The organism is Microbacterium rhizosphaerae (assembly GCF_034120055.1).
Classification (GTDB): domain Bacteria; phylum Actinomycetota; class Actinomycetes; order Actinomycetales; family Microbacteriaceae; genus Microbacterium; species Microbacterium rhizosphaerae.
In genome coordinates this window covers 3104520-3120378 of the sequence record NZ_CP139368.1, presented here as the reverse complement: position 1 = coordinate 3120378, position 15859 = coordinate 3104520, and the positions used below count along the sequence as shown (strand labels likewise).

At 68.9% G+C, this 15859-nt stretch carries 13 protein-coding genes; 9 read left to right on the top strand and 4 right to left on the bottom strand.

All coding sequences use genetic code 11. The features are described from left to right. Positions 1-74 precede the first annotated feature (74 nt). From SM116_RS14160 to SM116_RS14150, 3 genes are all read right to left on the bottom strand, one after another. Positions 75-2444: a transglycosylase domain-containing protein gene (locus SM116_RS14160; protein ID WP_320941615.1), complete on the bottom strand. Its 2370-nt coding sequence runs from the start codon at positions 2442-2444 to the stop codon at positions 75-77. Positions 2445-2536: 92 nt separating this feature from the next. Then, positions 2537-3466, bottom strand: coding sequence for a metallophosphoesterase (locus SM116_RS14155; RefSeq protein ID WP_320941614.1), 930 nt, complete (start codon positions 3464-3466; stop codon positions 2537-2539). Next, a complete protein-coding gene (locus SM116_RS14150; RefSeq protein WP_320941613.1) occupies positions 3466-6117 on the bottom strand; it encodes a transglycosylase domain-containing protein in 2652 nt (883 codons plus the stop codon). Before SM116_RS14150 ends, SM116_RS14155 begins: the two co-directional genes overlap by 1 nt. 97 nt (positions 6118-6214) lie before the next feature. On the opposite strand from SM116_RS14150, the gene sp36 reads away from it, so the two are divergent. Together sp36 and SM116_RS14140 are read left to right on the top strand one after the other, a co-directional pair. Continuing rightward, positions 6215-6430 carry a Sp36 family protein gene (sp36, locus tag SM116_RS14145; RefSeq protein WP_320941612.1) on the top strand — a complete coding sequence of 72 codons (216 nt, stop codon included), beginning with the start codon at positions 6215-6217 and terminating at the stop codon, positions 6428-6430. Between the two features lie 2 nt (positions 6431-6432). Then, positions 6433-6903 carry a RidA family protein gene (locus tag SM116_RS14140; RefSeq protein WP_320941611.1) on the top strand — a complete coding sequence of 157 codons (471 nt, stop codon included), beginning with the start codon at positions 6433-6435 and terminating at the stop codon, positions 6901-6903. 53 nt (positions 6904-6956) lie between these two features. On the opposite strand, the gene acs is transcribed toward SM116_RS14140, so the two are convergent. Further along, entirely contained in the window at positions 6957-8930 is a 1974-nt protein-coding gene (gene acs, locus SM116_RS14135; RefSeq protein ID WP_320941610.1) for an acetate--CoA ligase, read from the bottom strand. Between the two features lie 414 nt (positions 8931-9344). Between acs and SM116_RS14130 the strand changes: the two genes are divergently transcribed. The 7 genes from SM116_RS14130 (at position 9345) to tmk (ending at position 15837) form a co-directional block, all read left to right on the top strand. Continuing rightward, the gene (locus tag SM116_RS14130; protein ID WP_320941609.1) at positions 9345-10511 is read left to right on the top strand and encodes a TadA family conjugal transfer-associated ATPase; all 1167 of its coding nucleotides are present in this window, start codon (positions 9345-9347) and stop codon (positions 10509-10511) included. Then, positions 10499-11407: a pilus assembly protein TadB gene (locus tag SM116_RS14125; protein ID WP_320941608.1), complete on the top strand. Its 909-nt coding sequence runs from the start codon at positions 10499-10501 to the stop codon at positions 11405-11407. Before SM116_RS14130 ends, SM116_RS14125 begins: the two co-directional genes overlap by 13 nt. A gap of 65 nt (positions 11408-11472) precedes the next feature. After that, entirely contained in the window at positions 11473-11685 is a 213-nt protein-coding gene (locus tag SM116_RS14120) for a DUF4244 domain-containing protein (RefSeq protein WP_320941607.1), read from the top strand. A gap of 7 nt (positions 11686-11692) precedes the next feature. Beyond that, on the top strand, positions 11693-12073 hold the full coding sequence (locus SM116_RS14115) for a TadE family type IV pilus minor pilin (RefSeq protein ID WP_320941606.1): 381 nt from the start codon (positions 11693-11695) through the stop codon (positions 12071-12073). Between the two features lie 3 nt (positions 12074-12076). Then, entirely contained in the window at positions 12077-12412 is a 336-nt protein-coding gene (locus tag SM116_RS14110; protein WP_320941605.1) for an Rv3654c family TadE-like protein, read from the top strand. A gap of 81 nt (positions 12413-12493) precedes the next feature. Further along, positions 12494-15211, top strand: a complete 2718-nt coding sequence (gene topA, locus SM116_RS14105) for a type I DNA topoisomerase (protein WP_320941604.1) — start codon at positions 12494-12496, stop codon at positions 15209-15211. Further along, positions 15208-15837 (top strand): dTMP kinase, encoded by a 630-nt coding sequence (gene tmk, locus SM116_RS14100; protein ID WP_320941603.1) that lies wholly within the window; start codon positions 15208-15210, stop codon positions 15835-15837. The genes topA and tmk overlap by 4 nt, the downstream gene beginning before the upstream one ends. Positions 15838-15859: the final 22 nt, after the last annotated feature.

Below are 15859 nucleotides of genomic sequence, written 5' to 3'. Positions count from 1 at the left end.
GAGTCTAACCGAAACAGACCGTCGGCAGAAATCGGCGGATGCGCGACCGGGTGTCGTGGAAACCTCCGGGGAGGTCAGTGCTTACGCCCGTGCGGCGGCGGACTCGGAGTGATCTGGCCGCCACCACCGGTACCGCCTCCGCCGCCACCGGTTCCGCCACCGCCGTTACCCGCGCCCGGCCCTGGTGCCGGAGCGGGAGCGGGGGCCGCCGCCGGCGGAGGGGGTGCGCCGGTGCCGAGAAGGTTCGCCAGAGGCGCCGGCAACGGGCCGCCGGGGTAGAACTGGTCGGCGGCGCGCTGCAGCTGCGCCGCCATGGCGTAACGGATCGAGGCGAGATCCGTGCCGTGGAAGAAGAAATGGAAGAGGTCGAGCGTGTCTCCGTAGCCGCCGTGGTTGACCGTACCCGACCAGATGAGCGACGTCATCGCGGTGCTGGATTCGATGAGCCAGGTCTGGTCGCCGTTGTTCGTACCCGTCTTGGCGAACAGCGGCGTGCCGTCGTTCGGGTTGCCCTGGTACGCGGTTCCGCCGGGCTGCAGAGGAGTCTGCAGGGCGTACATCGCCGTGGCGGCGATGCCGGGATCCACGACCTGCGTGCATGTCCGCTTCGGGATCGGCCGGTCGGCGCCGTGGGAATCGGTGACGCGCGCGATGGCCTGAGGCTGGCAGAAGATGCCGTTGTTCGCGATCGCGGCGTAGGCCCCGGCCATGGCGATGGGGGAGACCGGGTTGGTGCCGATCACCGATGACAGGAAGTTCATCTTGACGGGGCTGCCGTTCGTGAGCGTCACACCGAGCTTCGTGGCGTCGTGCATGACGTCGCACATGTCGAGCTGCTGCGCCATCCCGATGAAGCCGGTGTTGAGCGACACCTTGGTGAACTGGAGCGGTGTGCCGACGAATCCCGCTCCCTCCGTTCCGAAGTTCGGGATCGTCTCGTTCTTGAAATTGACCCAGTTGCCCTGGCACGAGTTCGTGAGGCGCGGGATGACGCGCTTCACGCCGTCCACCACCTGGTTGAGCGTGTGGCCCTTCTCCAGCCAGTCGAGCAGCGTGAAGAGCTTGAACGACGACCCCGCCGGGAACCCGTGAGCGCCCTGCAGGATGTCGCCGGCATACACGATGCTGCTCTTGCCGGGGCCGGCGTTCGCGGCATCCGAGTAGGCGGTGTTCTGCGCGATGGAGAGGATGTTCCCCGTGCCCGGCTGCACGTTCACAGCGACTGCGCCGTAGTCGAAGCCGGGCTCGGATTGCGGGGCGTGCTGCGAGACGTCCGCCTGCGCGACGTTCTGCAGCCGCCAGTCGAGCGTCGTATAGATGTGCAGGCCGCCTTGCCGCAGTGCCTGGTCGCGATCGGCCTGCGTGGCGCCGAACGCGGGATCTGACGTGATGATCGACCTCACGTAGGCGCAGAAGTACGGTGCGGCCGTTGCCGCGCAGCCGGTCACGGCAGGCGTGATCTTCGGGGTGATCGCATCCTTCATCGCCTGCGTGTACTGGGCCGGCGTGATCCTGCCGAGCGTCTGCATACGTCCGAGGACATACTCCTGGCGGTGCTTGGTCAGCGCGTAGCCGTTGGCGCTGCCGTTCGTCTTGCTCGCCGGCTGGTCGATCCGGAAGGTGTTGGGGTTCTGGACCATGCCCGCAAGGGCGGCCGCCTGGTCGAGGTTCAGCTGACTCGCGTGCACACCGAAGTAGTACTCTGAGGCGGCCTCGATGCCGTACGTGGTCCCGCCGAAGTTCGCGATGTTGAGGTAGGCGAGCAGCACCTCGTTCTTCGAGTACTTCTGGCTCACCGCGATCGCGTAGCGCATCTCCTGCAGCTTGCGCATGTAGCCGGACGTGCCGCTGGCGTTCGTCGCCTCGTTGTAGCAGTCCTGGAGCGCCGCATCCTTCTGCTGCTGTGCGGTCAGCTTGCCCTTGTCTTTGAAGGTCTTCTCATCCACGGTCGAGTAGCAGTCCTGCACGAGCACGTTCTTGACGTACTGCTGGCTGATCGACGAGCCGCCCTGGGTGTTGCTCTGACCCTTGAGGTTCGACACCAAGGCGCGTGCGGTGCCGATGAGGTCGACGCCGCCCTCCTGGTAGAACCGCGGGTCTTCGCTGGAGAGGATCGCGTCGTACATGACCGGCGCGACCTGGTCCCACGTCACGGGAACGCGGTTCTGGTCGTAGAACCGGGTCAGCTCGGCGTACTGGCCGGTGTTGGGGTCCTTGGCGTAGATCGTCGTGGGCAGCTGAAGCTGCTCGATCTGGAGTTCGCTCGGAAGGTTGTCGAACGCGTTGATGGCGCCACTGGCGGCCGTGCTGGCCGTTGCGATGGCGGGCGTCACCGCGGCCGCGACGAGGAGTCCCGCCACCGCACTGAGCGCGACGACGCCGACGAGGCCTCCGAGTACGCCGCCCAGATGCCGTTTACGCGTCGACGGCATGTTGTTCGTCACGTCTTCGACGCTATGACCTCAGCCTGTGCGTCGAGTGCGAACGACCCGCTCCGCGGGTCACGGTTGCGTGAGATTCGGGATGCGTCGGGCCGTCAGCGGCGGGGGAGGAGCGTGATGAGCGATGCCTCCGGACGGCATCCGAACCGCACCGGCGCGTAGATCGAATGGCCGATGCCGGCGCTCACATTGAGCGGCACGGTGCGCCCGCCGTGCGTCCAGGTGCTCAGGCCGCGGGCCTGGTCGAGCGGGATGTCGCAGTTCGCCACGAGCGCCCTCGGCGAGCCCGGGATGCGCACCTGACCGCCGTGCGTGTGCCCGCCGAAGAGCACGTCGGCGCCGAGGTCGATGAAGTCGTTCAGCACCCGCTGGTACGGCGCGTGCGTCACTCCGAGCGTGAGTTCCACATCGGACAGATCGAGGGATGCGAGCGCCCGCGGCAGCATGTCGAGCTTGTCCCACCCGCGGTGCGCGTCGCTCACGCCGAAGGCGGCGATGCGGAGGCCGCCGGCATCCATCGTCGTCGCCGTGTTGTTGAGCGCATGCCAGCCGAGCTCGTCGGTCAGGTAGTCGTCGAGGGCGTCGGTGTCGAGCGGCTCCGGCGCGCGTTTGATCTTCGACGGCCCGGAGAAGTACAGCAGCGGGTTTCGCGGCGCGGGCGCAGCGTGGTCGTTCGATCCGTGCACGAAGACGCCGGGGATGCCGCGCAGCGGCGCGAAGGCGCGGCGTAGGCCGTCGAGACCCTTCGCATGGCCGAGGTTGTCTCCCGTGTTGACGATGAAGTCCGGGTGGAGGTCGGCCAGCGAGGCGATCCAGTCCTGCTTGCGGTGCTGCCAGGGGGCCATATGCGCGTCGGAGAGGTGCAGGACGCGCACCGGCTCGGCGCCGGCAGGCAGGATGCGCAGCTCATGGCGACGGACGGTGAACAGGAAGCGCTCGATGCCGATGCCCCAGACCGCGGCGCCGACACCGACCGCCCCCACCGCTCCGAGAGCAGTGAGGGCGGTGCGTGTGGGAGAGGGCATCAGCCGTTGCCCCCGCCACCGCCGCCTCCGGGTCCGCCTCCGCACTTGTCCTTCTGGTACGTGAGGTTGACCGTCTGGCTCGTGTCGGCGGCCGTGCCGGGAGCCGGATCAGAGGTGAGCACGGTGCCCTGGCCGCCCGGTGTGGCGACGCACTGCGCAGTGATCTTCGTGAACCCGGCCTGCTGCAGCTCGGCCTGTGCGTCGCTGAGCTTCTTGCCGATGATGTCGGCCGGGATGGTGGCACCGGTGCCTGTGCTGAGCGAGATCGTCACGGTGGAACCCGACGCGGCCTTGCCGGCGCCCGGGTTCTGTGCGGCGACCGTGTTCTGCGGGAGGTTCGACGGCACGGGCTGACCCACCTGGACGTCGAAGCCGGCATCCTGCAGGGTCTGCGTGGCCTGGTCCTGGGTCATGCCGACGACATTGGGAAGGTCGACCATCACGGTCTTCAACAGATCCTGGTCGGGGGCGGGGAACTTCGCGCCCTTGTACAGCTGGTTCGCGACCTTCTGCACGGCCTTGGACATCGAGTAGCGGATCTGGTTCAGCGCGACGCCGTGGCTGTTGCGCGTCTTGGTGACGTTCGCATCGGCCTTGTCCTGGCCGTTCGCCACGCCCGACCACACCGCGGTGGTCACCGCCGTGCTCGACTGGATGAGCCAGGTCTGGGTGCCCTCGTTCGTACCGGTCTTGCCCATGACGGGGGTCCCGTCACCGGCGTTTCCGAGCGAACCGGTGCCGCCCGAGTTCATGACGCCCTGCAGGTCGTACGCCGCGGTGGCCGCGATCTGCGGATCGACCTTCTGCGTACAGGTCGTCTGCGGGATGGGGCGGTCGTTGCCGGCGGAGTCGGTGACCTTGTCGATCACCTTCGGCGTGCACTGGACGCCGCCGTTGGCGACGGAGGCGAAGGCGCTCATCATCGTCACCGGAGACACATACTGCGCGTTGCCGATGATCGAGTTCTGGTACTTCATTTCGATGGCGGTGCCGTCAGCGTTGGTCACGTTGAGCTTGGCCGCATCCTTGCCGATGTCGCACAGATCGAGCTTGGCCGCCATGGCGAAGAATCCGGTGTTGAGCGAGTCCTTCGTGAATCGCAGCGGCGTGCCGACGTAGCCGCCGGCGCTTCCGCCACCGTAGTTCTGGATCTTCTGTCCGGGGATGTTGCCGCCGGTGCAGGAGTTCTTGAAGTTCCTGATGAGGTTCAGAGTGCCGTTCAGGGTCTCGTTGAGCGAATGGCCCTGCTCGAGCCAGTCGAGGATGGTGAACAGCTTGAAGGTCGATCCAGGCTGGAAGCCGCTCGATCCGCCGTATTTGGCGTCGGCCGCATAGTTGACGCTCGTCTGACCCGGCTGCGGGCTCGGCTCATTCGAGAACGTGGTGTTCTGCGCCATGGAGAGGATGCGCCCGGTGCTGGTCTCCTCGTTGGTGATGACGGAGCCGTACGTCCAGTCCTTGTTGACCGTGGCGGGTGCCGACTTCGTCAGCTGGTCCTGCGCGACATTCTGCAGGCGCCAGTCGAGGGTCGTGTAGATCTTGAGGCCGCCCTGCCGCAAGGCGGCCTGGCGCTCCTGCGCGGTGGATCCGAAAGCGGGGTCGTTCTGGATGACGGAAACCACGTACTGGCAGAAGTACGCGGCGCTGCCGGCGGCCTGGCAGCCCGTCGTCGGCGTCGTGACGTGAGGGACGATCTGCGCCTTCATCGCCTCGTCATACTGCGCCTGGGTGATCTTGCCATCGTGCTTCATGCGCCCGAGGACATACGTCTGACGCTTCTTGGTCTCGGCGTAATGGTTCGCGTCGCCGTTGGTCTTGCTGTCTTTGAGGTCGATCCGGTACAGGTTGGGGTTCTGCACCATTCCGGCGAGGACTGCCGCCTGCGACAGGTTCAGCTGGCTGGCCGGGACACCGAAGTATCGCTGCGCGGCGGCGTCGACGCCGTAGGTCGTGCCGCCGAAGTTCGCGATGTTCATGTAGCCGAGCAGGATCTCCTTCTTGGAGTACTTCTGCTCGAGCGCGATCGCGTAGCGCATCTCCTGGAGCTTGCGCTGGATGCCCGCGGGGCCGGACGAGTTCGTCGCATCCGTGTAGCACTGCTGGAGAGCGACGGCGCGCTTGTCCTCGGCCGAGGACTTCTTGTCGGTCTTGTAGGTCTTCTGGTCGACGGTGCTGTAGCACTGCTGGACGAGCACATTCTTGACGTACTGCTGGCTGATCGATGAACCGCCCTGGGTGTCCGCGCCGCCCTTGATGTTGGACAGGATGGCGCGGGCCGTGCCCATCATGTCGATGCCGCCGTGCTGGTAGAAGCGCGGGTCCTCACTGGAGAGGAGAGCGTCGTACATGACCGGAGCGATCTGGTCGTACTTCACCGGATTGCGGTTCTGGTCGTAGAACTTGGTCATCTCCACGTACTGGCCCGTGTTCGGGTCCTTCGCGTAGAGCGTGGTCGGCACCATCAGCGCTTGGATGTTGAGCGATGCGGGCAGGTTGTCGAACATCGTGATCGCGTTCGACGTGGCGGCTCCGGTGACCGCGATGGCGGGGGTGACCGCGGTCGCGATGAGGATGCCGGCAACCGCGCTCAGGCCGACGAGACCCGCCAGGCCGCCGAGCACGCCCGTACCCGTCCGTTTCGATTCAGGCATAGGCTTGATCGTAGGGGAGCTACCTGTGCGAAGACTGACGCACGGCCCCGTTTTCCGCCCCTCGACGCGCTCGGGGACCGAAGGCTAGGAGCCCCTCATGATCACGTGGGAATACCTCACGACACCTCTGCTCATCCACAACACCGCCGCCATCCTCAACAACTGGGGCAAGCAGGGCTGGGAGCTCGTGCAGGTCGTCACGGGGCCCGAGGGCGGGCTCGTCGCGTACCTCAAGCGCCCGGTCGGCGGCGGCACCGCGAACGCGGGACTGGATGCCGCGGCCCAGGCAGCCACGCAGTTCGAAGGGAACTGAACATGACCGTCTCCGAGAACCTCGCCCAGCTCGGCATCGATCTGCCGACGGTCGCGACGCCCGCCGGCGCCTACGTGCCGGCGAAGCTGCACGGCGACCTCGTCTACACCGCGGGGCAGCTGCCGCTCGTCGCGGGGGTCCTCCCGGCGACCGGCAAGGTCGGCGACGGCCACAACCTCGTCCCCCCGAGCGATGCGCGCGAATACGCGCGGCTGAGCGCGCTCAACGCGATCGCGGCCGCCGCATCCGTCGTCGGGGGAGTCGACAACCTCACCGGTGTGCTCAAGGTCACCGGGTTCGTCGCATCCGTCCCCGAGTTCACCGGGCAGCCGGGCGTCATCAACGGCGCCAGCGAGCTTCTCGGCGACGTGTTCGGGGATGCCGGGCGCCACGCGCGGTCGGCCGTCGGCGTGCCCGTGCTGCCGCTCGACAGCCCCGTCGAGGTCGAGGTCGTCTTCACCGTCGCCGTCTGAGGTCACACAGCAGAGCGCCCCCGCCGAGGTGGGGGCGCTCTGCTGTTCGCTGCCTATTTCACCTGGGCGCTGATGACGGACATGACCATCGTGTCGGCGAGCGTGGTGGTGTCGCCCACCTCGCGGCCCTCCGCCACGTCGCGCAGCAGACGGCGCATGATCTTGCCGGAGCGGGTCTTGGGCAGCTCTCCCACGATGTAGACGTCTCGGGGGCGCGCGATCGGGCCGATCTGCTCGCCGACCCAGACGCGGAGGTGCGTCGCGAGACCCTCCGGTGTGTGCTGCGACAGGTAGCTCTCCTTGATGATGACGAAGGCGACGACCGCCTGTCCCGTGGTCTCGTCCGACGCGCCGACGACGGCGGCCTCTGCGGTGGCCTCGTGCGCGACGAGCGCGGATTCGATCTCCGCCGTCGACAGCCGGTGGCCCGACACATTCATGACGTCATCCACGCGGCCCATAAGCCAGACGTCGCCGTCGTCGTCGAGGCGCGCACCGTCACCCGCGAAGTAGTAGCCGCCCTTGTCGGCGAACTTCTCCCAATAGGTCTCGACATAGCGATCCGGGTCGCCCCAGATCCCGCGAAGCATGCTCGGCCACGGCTCGGTGATGACCAGCAGTCCGCCGTTGCCGTTGCCGACGTGCACGCCGGCGTCGTCGACGACATCCACGGCGATGCCGGGCAGCGCGACCTGTGCCGAACCGGGCTTGGTCTCGGTGATGCCGGGCAGCGCGGAGATCATGATCGCGCCGGTCTCGGTCTGCCACCACGTGTCGACGACCGGAGTCCGGTCGTCGCCGATGACCTTGCGGTACCAGATCCACGCCTCGGGGTTGATCGGCTCACCCACCGAGCCGAGCAGGCGCAGGCTCGACAGATCGAACTTCTTCGGCACCGAGCGACCGATCTTCATGAACGAGCGGATGGCGGTCGGCGCCGTGTAGAGGATCGTGACGCCGTACTTCTCGACGACCTCCCACCAGCGGCCGGGGTGCGGCGTGTCGGGCGTGCCCTCGTAGAGAACCTGCGTCGCACCGTTCGCGAGCGGCCCGTAGACGACGTACGAGTGCCCGGTGATCCAGCCGATGTCGGCGGTGCACCAGTAGACGTCGGTCTCGGGGTGAAGGTCGAACACGTTCTTGTGCGTGAACGCGGTCTGGGTCAGGTACCCGCCCGAGGTGTGCAGGATGCCCTTGGGCTTGCCGGTCGTCCCCGACGTATAGAGGATGAACAGCGGATTCTCCGCCGGGAAGCCGCTCGCCTCGTGCTCGGCGGACGCCTGCGGCACGACGTCATGCCACCAGAGGTCGCGACCCTCGGTCCACTCGACGTCGTTGCCGCCGCGCTTGACGACGAGGACGTGCTCGACAGTCTCCTGGACGCCCGAGCCGTTCCGGTCGCCGAGCGCCATGTCGACCGCGGGCTTGAGCGCAGACACCTTGCCCTTGCGGTAGCCGCCGTCGGCGGTGATCACGAGCTTGGCGCCCGCATCGTCGATGCGCGCACGAAGGCTGTCCGCCGAGAAGCCGCCGAAGACGACGGAGTGGATCGCGCCGACGCGGACCACCGCGAGCATCGCGGTGACGGCCTCCGGGATCATCGGGAGGTAGATCGCGACGCGGTCGCCCGCACCGACGCCGAGGTCGGTGAGCACGTTGGCGACGCGCTTGACCTCTTCCGTCAGCTCCGCGTATGTGATGCGGCGAGAGTCGCCCGGCTCGCCCTCCCACAGCAGCGCGACGCGGTCGCCGTTGCCTGCCTCGACGTGGCGGTCGAGGCAGTTGTAGGCGACATTGAGCTCGCCGTCGGCGAACCAGGTCGCGAACGGCGGGTTCGACCAGTCGAGCGCCTCGGTGAACGGCTTCGACCACGTCAGCAGCTCGCGTGCCTCATCGGCCCAGAAGCCGACACGGTCCGCCTGGGCCCGGTGGTACAGCTCTTTCGTCGCAATGGCTTCGGCGGCGAACTCGGCGCTCGGCGCGAATCGCCGGGATTCGTCGAGGAGATGGTCGATCTGGCTGCTCATGAGCACGCTCCTTCGCGGGCGGAACCGGGGGATGCCGTGGACGAGACCGTCGTGCGGCGACGGGGTCACTCTAACGCCGGGGTCGAAACGCGACTACCTCCGATAGTGGGTGGCACTCTCACCGGATCGATAGCCGATATATCACTTCTGAACCTGGGAAATCGTTTGGAGCGTTGCCGAATGTTGCGTAAGCTCAACTTCGGCCGAACATCGATTCTGGCATTGCAGCTCCCGGTAAACCCCCCGATTCGGGGGCTGCGCGTGGCGGCATCCCATTCCCCCCATGGGATGCCGCCCTCTTTTTTGGGCGCGCTCCCACACCTCTCTCCTCCCCATGCGGAGGGGCGGCCGTCGTGTCCACGGGCGGCCGGATGCGGCGGAGCCGCAGTCCGGGCGGAACCTACCGTCGTCGACATGTCCGCTCCGTTCGTCGTCGCCCCTCGCCCCGACTCCCATACGCCGCGCCCTGCCGACGTGCCTCGTCCTGCCGTGTTCGGTCCGCGGCTCGTCGGCGACCCGCGGGCGGGTGAGCCCAGGCGTCTGCGCCCCACGCGAGAGGATCCGTTCCCCGCGGGACTGGCCTTCATCCCGGTGCCTGCAGCGCGCGCACCGATCGAGCCGGTCGAGGAGCCACCCCCGCCCGCATCCCGACATCCGGCGCTCGCGCCGCTCGCCGACTGGCTCGACGATCCCGAGGTCACGGACGTCTTCCTCAACGGAGCCGACGGGCTGTACGTCGACCGCGGTCACGGGGCCCAGCGCGACACGCGCTGGCGCGCGTCCGAGGCGGATGTGCGCGCGCTCGCCGTCGCGCTGATCTCCCTCGGCGGGCGGCATGTCGACGCCAGCTCGCCGTGCGTCGATGTGCGGTTGGAGGACGGAATCCGCGTGCACGCCGTGCTCCCGCCGATCGCGCCCGACGGCACGCTCGTCTCGCTGCGGGTGCCACGAGTCGGCCGGGCGAATCTCGATGAGCTGCAGGGACGCGGAATGTTCGGACCGCGGACGGCCGCCCGCCTTCGAGAGCTCGTCGAGTCCCGGGAGAACCTCCTCGTCACGGGCGCGGCGGGCGCGGGCAAGACCACGCTGCTCGCGGCGCTGCTCGGAGGCGCGGCATCCACCGATCGCATCGTGACGATCGAGGACGTCGCCGAGCTGCGCATCGACCATCCCCATCACGTGCGGCTCGAGTCCCGTCAGCCGAACCTCGAGGGCGTCGGCGAGGTCGGACTCGCGCGACTCGTCCGCGAGGCGCTGCGGATGCGTCCGGACCGGCTCGTCCTCGGCGAATGCCGTGGGCAGGAGGTGCGCGACCTCCTGTCGGCACTGAACACCGGCCACGACGGGGGAGCGGGAACCGTTCATGCGAATGGCATCCGTGACGTGGCGGCGCGGCTGGAGGCTCTGGGGGCGCTCGCGGGGCTCGACGACCGCGCGCTGGCCCGGCAGGTCGTCAGCGCGATCGGCTGGGTGCTGCATGTGGAAAGGGATGCGTCCGGCCGACGTCGTCTCGCGGGGATGGGCCGTCCGCTGCTTGACGGCGACCGGCTCGCGATAGAGGAGGTGCCGTGTCCCGACTGAGGGTTGCGCGGCTCTTCGGCCGCAGGCGAGCCGAGCCGCCGGGTCGGGATGCGGAGACGGCCGATGCCGTGCTGCGGCTCGCGGTGCTGCTGGAGGCCGGCGTGCCCGCTGCGCGGGCGTGGCCGTACGTACGTCCCGGCGCGTCGGCCGAGTCGCCCTCACCGGCGGCGATCGCCGAGCTCGGAGGGGCCTGGCGTGCGGTCGGAGCGGCGTGGTCCGTCTCCGCCGCGGTCGGAGCCCCGCTCGCCGACAGCCTCCGTGCCATCGCGGCCGCGCTGCGTGACGCGCAGGAGACCGCGGATCAGGTGCGGGTCACCCTCGCCGAGCCGGCGGGTACGGCCCGGTTGATGGCATGGCTGCCGCTCGTGGCCGTCGCCCTCGGCTCCGCACTCGGGTTCGACACGGTCTCCGTCCTCGTCGGCAGCCCGGCCGGCTGGGCGTGCGGGACGGCGGGCCTGCTCTGCATGGTCGGTGCGCGACGCTGGTCCGCGCGCCTCGTGCGCCGGGCGGGTACTCCCGAGGGCATTCCCGGCCTGCGCGCGGAGCTCAGCGCGATCGCGCTGCGCGGCGGGGTGTCGGTCGAGCGCGCAGAGGGGATCGTCGGGACGGCCCTGGCGTCCGCGGGCATCGACGAGCCGGCAACGGGCGACGAGTCGCACGCGGATGCGGACATCCTCACGCTCTCGCGGGAGGCAGGGGTGCCCGCGGTCGAGCTCCTGCGCGCGACTGCGGTGCTCGCCCGGCATCGCGTGCGCACGGAGGGTCGGCTGCGCGCCGCCAAGCTCGCCTCGCACCTCCTGATCCCGCTCGGCGTGTGCACGCTGCCCGCCTTCCTGCTGCTCGGCGTCGCGCCGATGCTGCTGAGCGTGCTCGGCACCACCGCGCTCAATCTCTGACCGGATCGGGCCCGACGGGCCTCATCCGACGATCCACCCCGTGCCCACGACCGAAAGGAACAGCAATGACCAAGACCGACCCGACCGCCCCGATTCCGTTGACACGGCGCCGCGCGGCCCAGCTGTTCGGCGACGAGACCGGAGCCGCGACGGCCGAATACGCCGTGGCGACGATGGCGGCCGTCGCCTTCGCCGGCCTCCTGGTCGTCATCATGCGCAGCGATGAGGTGCGCGGCATCCTGACCGATCTCGTCCGCCGCGCGCTCACCGTTGCATGAGCGGCGCATGAGCGCCCGGCTGGGCGATCGCGGATCGGTCACGGCCGAATTCGCGATCGCCCTGCCGGCGGCGGTGCTCGTCCTCGCTCTCGGAGCCGCGATCCTCGCGGCCTGCGGACACCAGATACGGCTGCAGGATGCGGCAGCAGACGCCGCCCGTCTGGCGGGCCGCGGCGAGACCGACCGCGGCACGGCGCTCGTCGCCGACGTGGGCGGGACGGTGTTCGTCTCGCGTGAGAACGAGCTCGTGTGCGTCACCGCGACGGCCCCGGCAGGAGCCCCGCTCATCGGTGTCGAGCTGCGGGCGCGCTCCTGCGCGCTCGACGAGAACGCGCTGGATGACACCGCAGGAAGCGCCGAATCCGGCGTCGTACCCTCGGACGGCTGAGCGATGGCCGGAGCAGTGCTCGTGGTGGGACTTCTCGGAGTCTCCGCCACGCTCGGACTGGGACTCGCGAGCGTGGGTGCCGCATCCGCGACCGCCCAGCGCGCGGCATCGGCTGCGGACGCCGCAGCGCTGGCGGCGGCGGATGTCGCATCCGGTGCCGTCCTCGTGCCGGAAGATGCAGCGCCGTGCCTCATCGCGCGGCGTGTCGCCGAGGGCTCCGGTGCGGACCTCACCGCATGCGAAGTCGACGGACTGATCGCGACGGTGACCGTGCGGGTGCCCTTCGGCCCTCTCGCGGCTCGTGCGTCGGCTCGCGCAGGCCCGCCCGACGCGCGATGATGCAGGTTCCCGCTGAGCGAACGGCTGTCCCGCTCCCAGGAACTCGTGTGTATGGTGTGCTTCGACAGAAGAGGGGAACCCGTGGCACAAGGCAAGAAGCTCGTCATCGTCGAGTCGCCCACCAAGATGAAGTCCATCCAGGGCTATCTGGGGGACGGCTACGAGGTGCTGAGCTCCGTCGGCCACATCCGCGACCTCGCCGACAAGAAGGACATCCCGGCGGACAAGAAGGCCGCGTATGGCAAGTACTCGATCGACATCGACAACGGGTTCGACCCCTATTACGTCGTCAACGCCCGCAAGACGAAGACCGTCGCGGACCTCAAGCGCGCGCTGAAGGATGCCGACGAGGTCCTCCTCGCGACAGATGAGGACCGCGAGGGCGAGGCCATCGCGTGGCACCTGCTCCAGGTGCTCAAGCCCAAGGTCCCCGTCAAGCGCATGGTGTTCCACGAGATCACCAAGGACGCGATCCGCGCGGCCGTCGACAACACGCGCGAGCTCGACCTCGCGCTCGTCGACGCGCAGGAGACCCGTCGCATCCTCGACCGCCTCTACGGGTGGGATGTGTCGCCGGTGCTCTGGATGAAGGTGCAGCAGGGCACGTCCGCCGGTCGCGTGCAGTCCGCCGCCACCCGTCTCGTCGTGGACCGCGAGCGCGAGCGCATGGCGTTCGTCCCGGCCGGCTACTGGGACCTCGAGGCGCTCGCCGTCAGGCGTTCGCCGAACGATCCCGACGCGGAGAGCTCGTTCACCTCGCGCCTGGCGCGCCTCGGCGGCGCCCCGCTCGCCCGCGGCACCGACTTCGACGACGCCGGTGTGCTGAAGAAGGCCGTGCTCGTCCTCGATGAGCAGCGGGCGCGCGCGCTCGCTGCCGCCGTCGAGGCCGTGGGGCTCGCGTCCGTCACGAGCATCGAGGCGAAGCCCGGGACCCGCAGCCCGCGCGCCCCGTTCACGACCTCCACGATGCAGCAGGAGGCGGGTCGCAAGCTCTCGATGAGCGCGAAGCACGCGATGAGCGTCGCCCAGCGTCTCTACGAGAAGGGCTTCATCACCTACATGCGCACCGACTCGACCGCCCTGAGCACCCAGGCGGTGCAGGCGGCGCGTGCGCAGGCCGTGAAGCTCTACGGCGAGAAGGCCGTGCCGCTGAACCCCCGCGTGTACCGCAGCAACAGCAAGAACGCGCAGGAGGCGCACGAGGCGATCCGCCCGTCGGGCGAGGAGTTCCGCACGCCTTCGCAGGTGTCCGGCGAGCTCGACCGCGACGAGCTGCGGCTCTACGACCTCATCTGGAAGCGCACGGTCGCCAGCCAGATGGCCGACGCCAAATACGAGACGACGACCGTCACCCTCGCTGTCGACGCCCACGGCGAGCTTGCCGAGTTCACCGCATCCGGCACCGTCTACACCTTCAAGGGCTTCCTGGAGGCGTATGAGGAGGGCAAGGACGAGAAGCGCAGCGACGCCGACCGCGCCGACGACCAGTCCCTGCCGCAGCTCGCTGTCGGCGACGAGATCCGGATGCGCGAGGTCGAGCCCAAGGGCCACACGACGACCCCGAAGCCCCGCTACACCGAGGCGAGCCTCGTCAAGGCGCTGGAGGAGAAGGGCATCGGCCGCCCGTCGACGTTCGCCAGCATCATCGACGTGATCCTCGAGCGCGGCTACGTCACGAAGAAGGGGCAGGCGCTCGTGCCGAGCTGGCTCGCCTTCAGCGTGGTCCGGCTGCTCGAGCAGCACTTCGCCGACCTCGTCGACTACGACTTCACGGCGGCGCTCGAGGACGACCTCGACGCGATCGCCCGCGGCGAGCAGCAGCGCGTCGGATGGCTGCAGGACTTCTATTTCGGCTCGGATGCCCAGGTCGGCCTGCGCAACGTCGTCGACAACCTCGGCGAGATCGACGCCCGCGAGCTCAACTCGACGCGTATCAGCGACGTGGCGACTCTTCGCTTCGGCAAGTACGGTCCGTATCTGGAGGTCTCCGACCCACAGCAGCCCGATGCGGCGCCGCGTCGCGTCAACGTGCCCGAGGACCTCGCGCCGGACGAGCTCACCGCCGCGCGCGCCCAGGAGCTCATCGACGCCCCCGTCGCGGGCGATCGCGTTCTGGGGGAGAACCCGGCCAACGGCAAGATCGTCGTCGTCAAGGACGGCCGGTTCGGGCCGTACGTGCAGGAGGAGGATCCGGTCGACCCGGATGCCGCGGACCTCGAGACCGGCGAGATCGAGGACGCCCCCAAGAAGCGCACGGCCAAGAAGGCGGCCGCGGCTCCGAAGCCGCGCACGGCATCCCTCTTCAAGACGATGTCGGTCGACACCGTCGATCTGGAGACCGCGCTCAAGCTCCTCGACCTGCCCCGCACGGTCGGCGCCGACCCGGAGTCCGGTGAGCCGATCACCGCGCAGAACGGCCGGTACGGCGCGTACATCAAGAAGGGCGCGGACTCGCGCTCGCTCGACGACGAGGACCAGATCTTCACCATCACGCTCGACCAGGCGCTCGCGCGCTTCGCCGAACCGAAGTACGGCGCCCGGCGCGCCTCGAGCGCGCTCAAGGAGTTCGAGAACGACCCGGTGAGCGGCAAGCCGATCAAGCTCAAGGACGGCCGCTTCGGCCCGTACGTGACCGACGGCACGACGAACGCGACGATCCCGCGCGGAGAGGACGCGATGGCGGTCACGTTCGACCGGGCGGTCCAGCTGCTGGCGGACAAGCGCGCGAAGGGACCCGCGCCCAAGCGCACCACGCGTACGACGACCGCCCGCAGCGCCGCGAAGAGCACGAAGAAGTGACGGGCCTGTTCGTCACATTCGAGGGCGGCGACGGGGTCGGAAAGTCGACTCAGGCGCGTCTGCTGGAGGAGTGGCTGACCTCCGCCGGACGCATCGTGCTGCGCACGCGCGAACCCGGTGGAACCGAGGTCGGTGAGCTGATCCGCGACATCGTCCTCCATCATCGGGGAGAGGTCGCCCCCCGCGCCGAAGCGCTGCTCTACGCCGCCGACCGGGCGCACCATGTCGCGACCGTCGTCCGGCCTGCACTCGCGCGCGGCGAGGTCGTCATCCAGGACCGCTATCTCGATTCGTCGATCGCCTATCAGGGCTCCGGTCGGGTGCTCGGCGCCGACGACGTCCGACGGCTGTCGGTCTGGGCTGCCGAGGGCCTGCTGCCCGACCTCACCGTCCTCCTCGACCTCGATCACGACATCGCGCGGGATCGCCTGAACGCCGACGACAAGCCGTTCGACCGGCTGGAGGCCGAGCAGTCCGATTTCCACGAGCGGGTGCGCGAGGCGTTCCTGGGACTTGCCGCGGCGGAGCCGGAGCGGTTCCTCGTGCTCGATGCATCCGCCCCGGCCGACGAGCTCGCCGCAGCGGTCCGCGACCGAATCGAGACCTTGCTCACACCGGGCGTGTAGGCGCCCCCGTTTAGGGTGGACA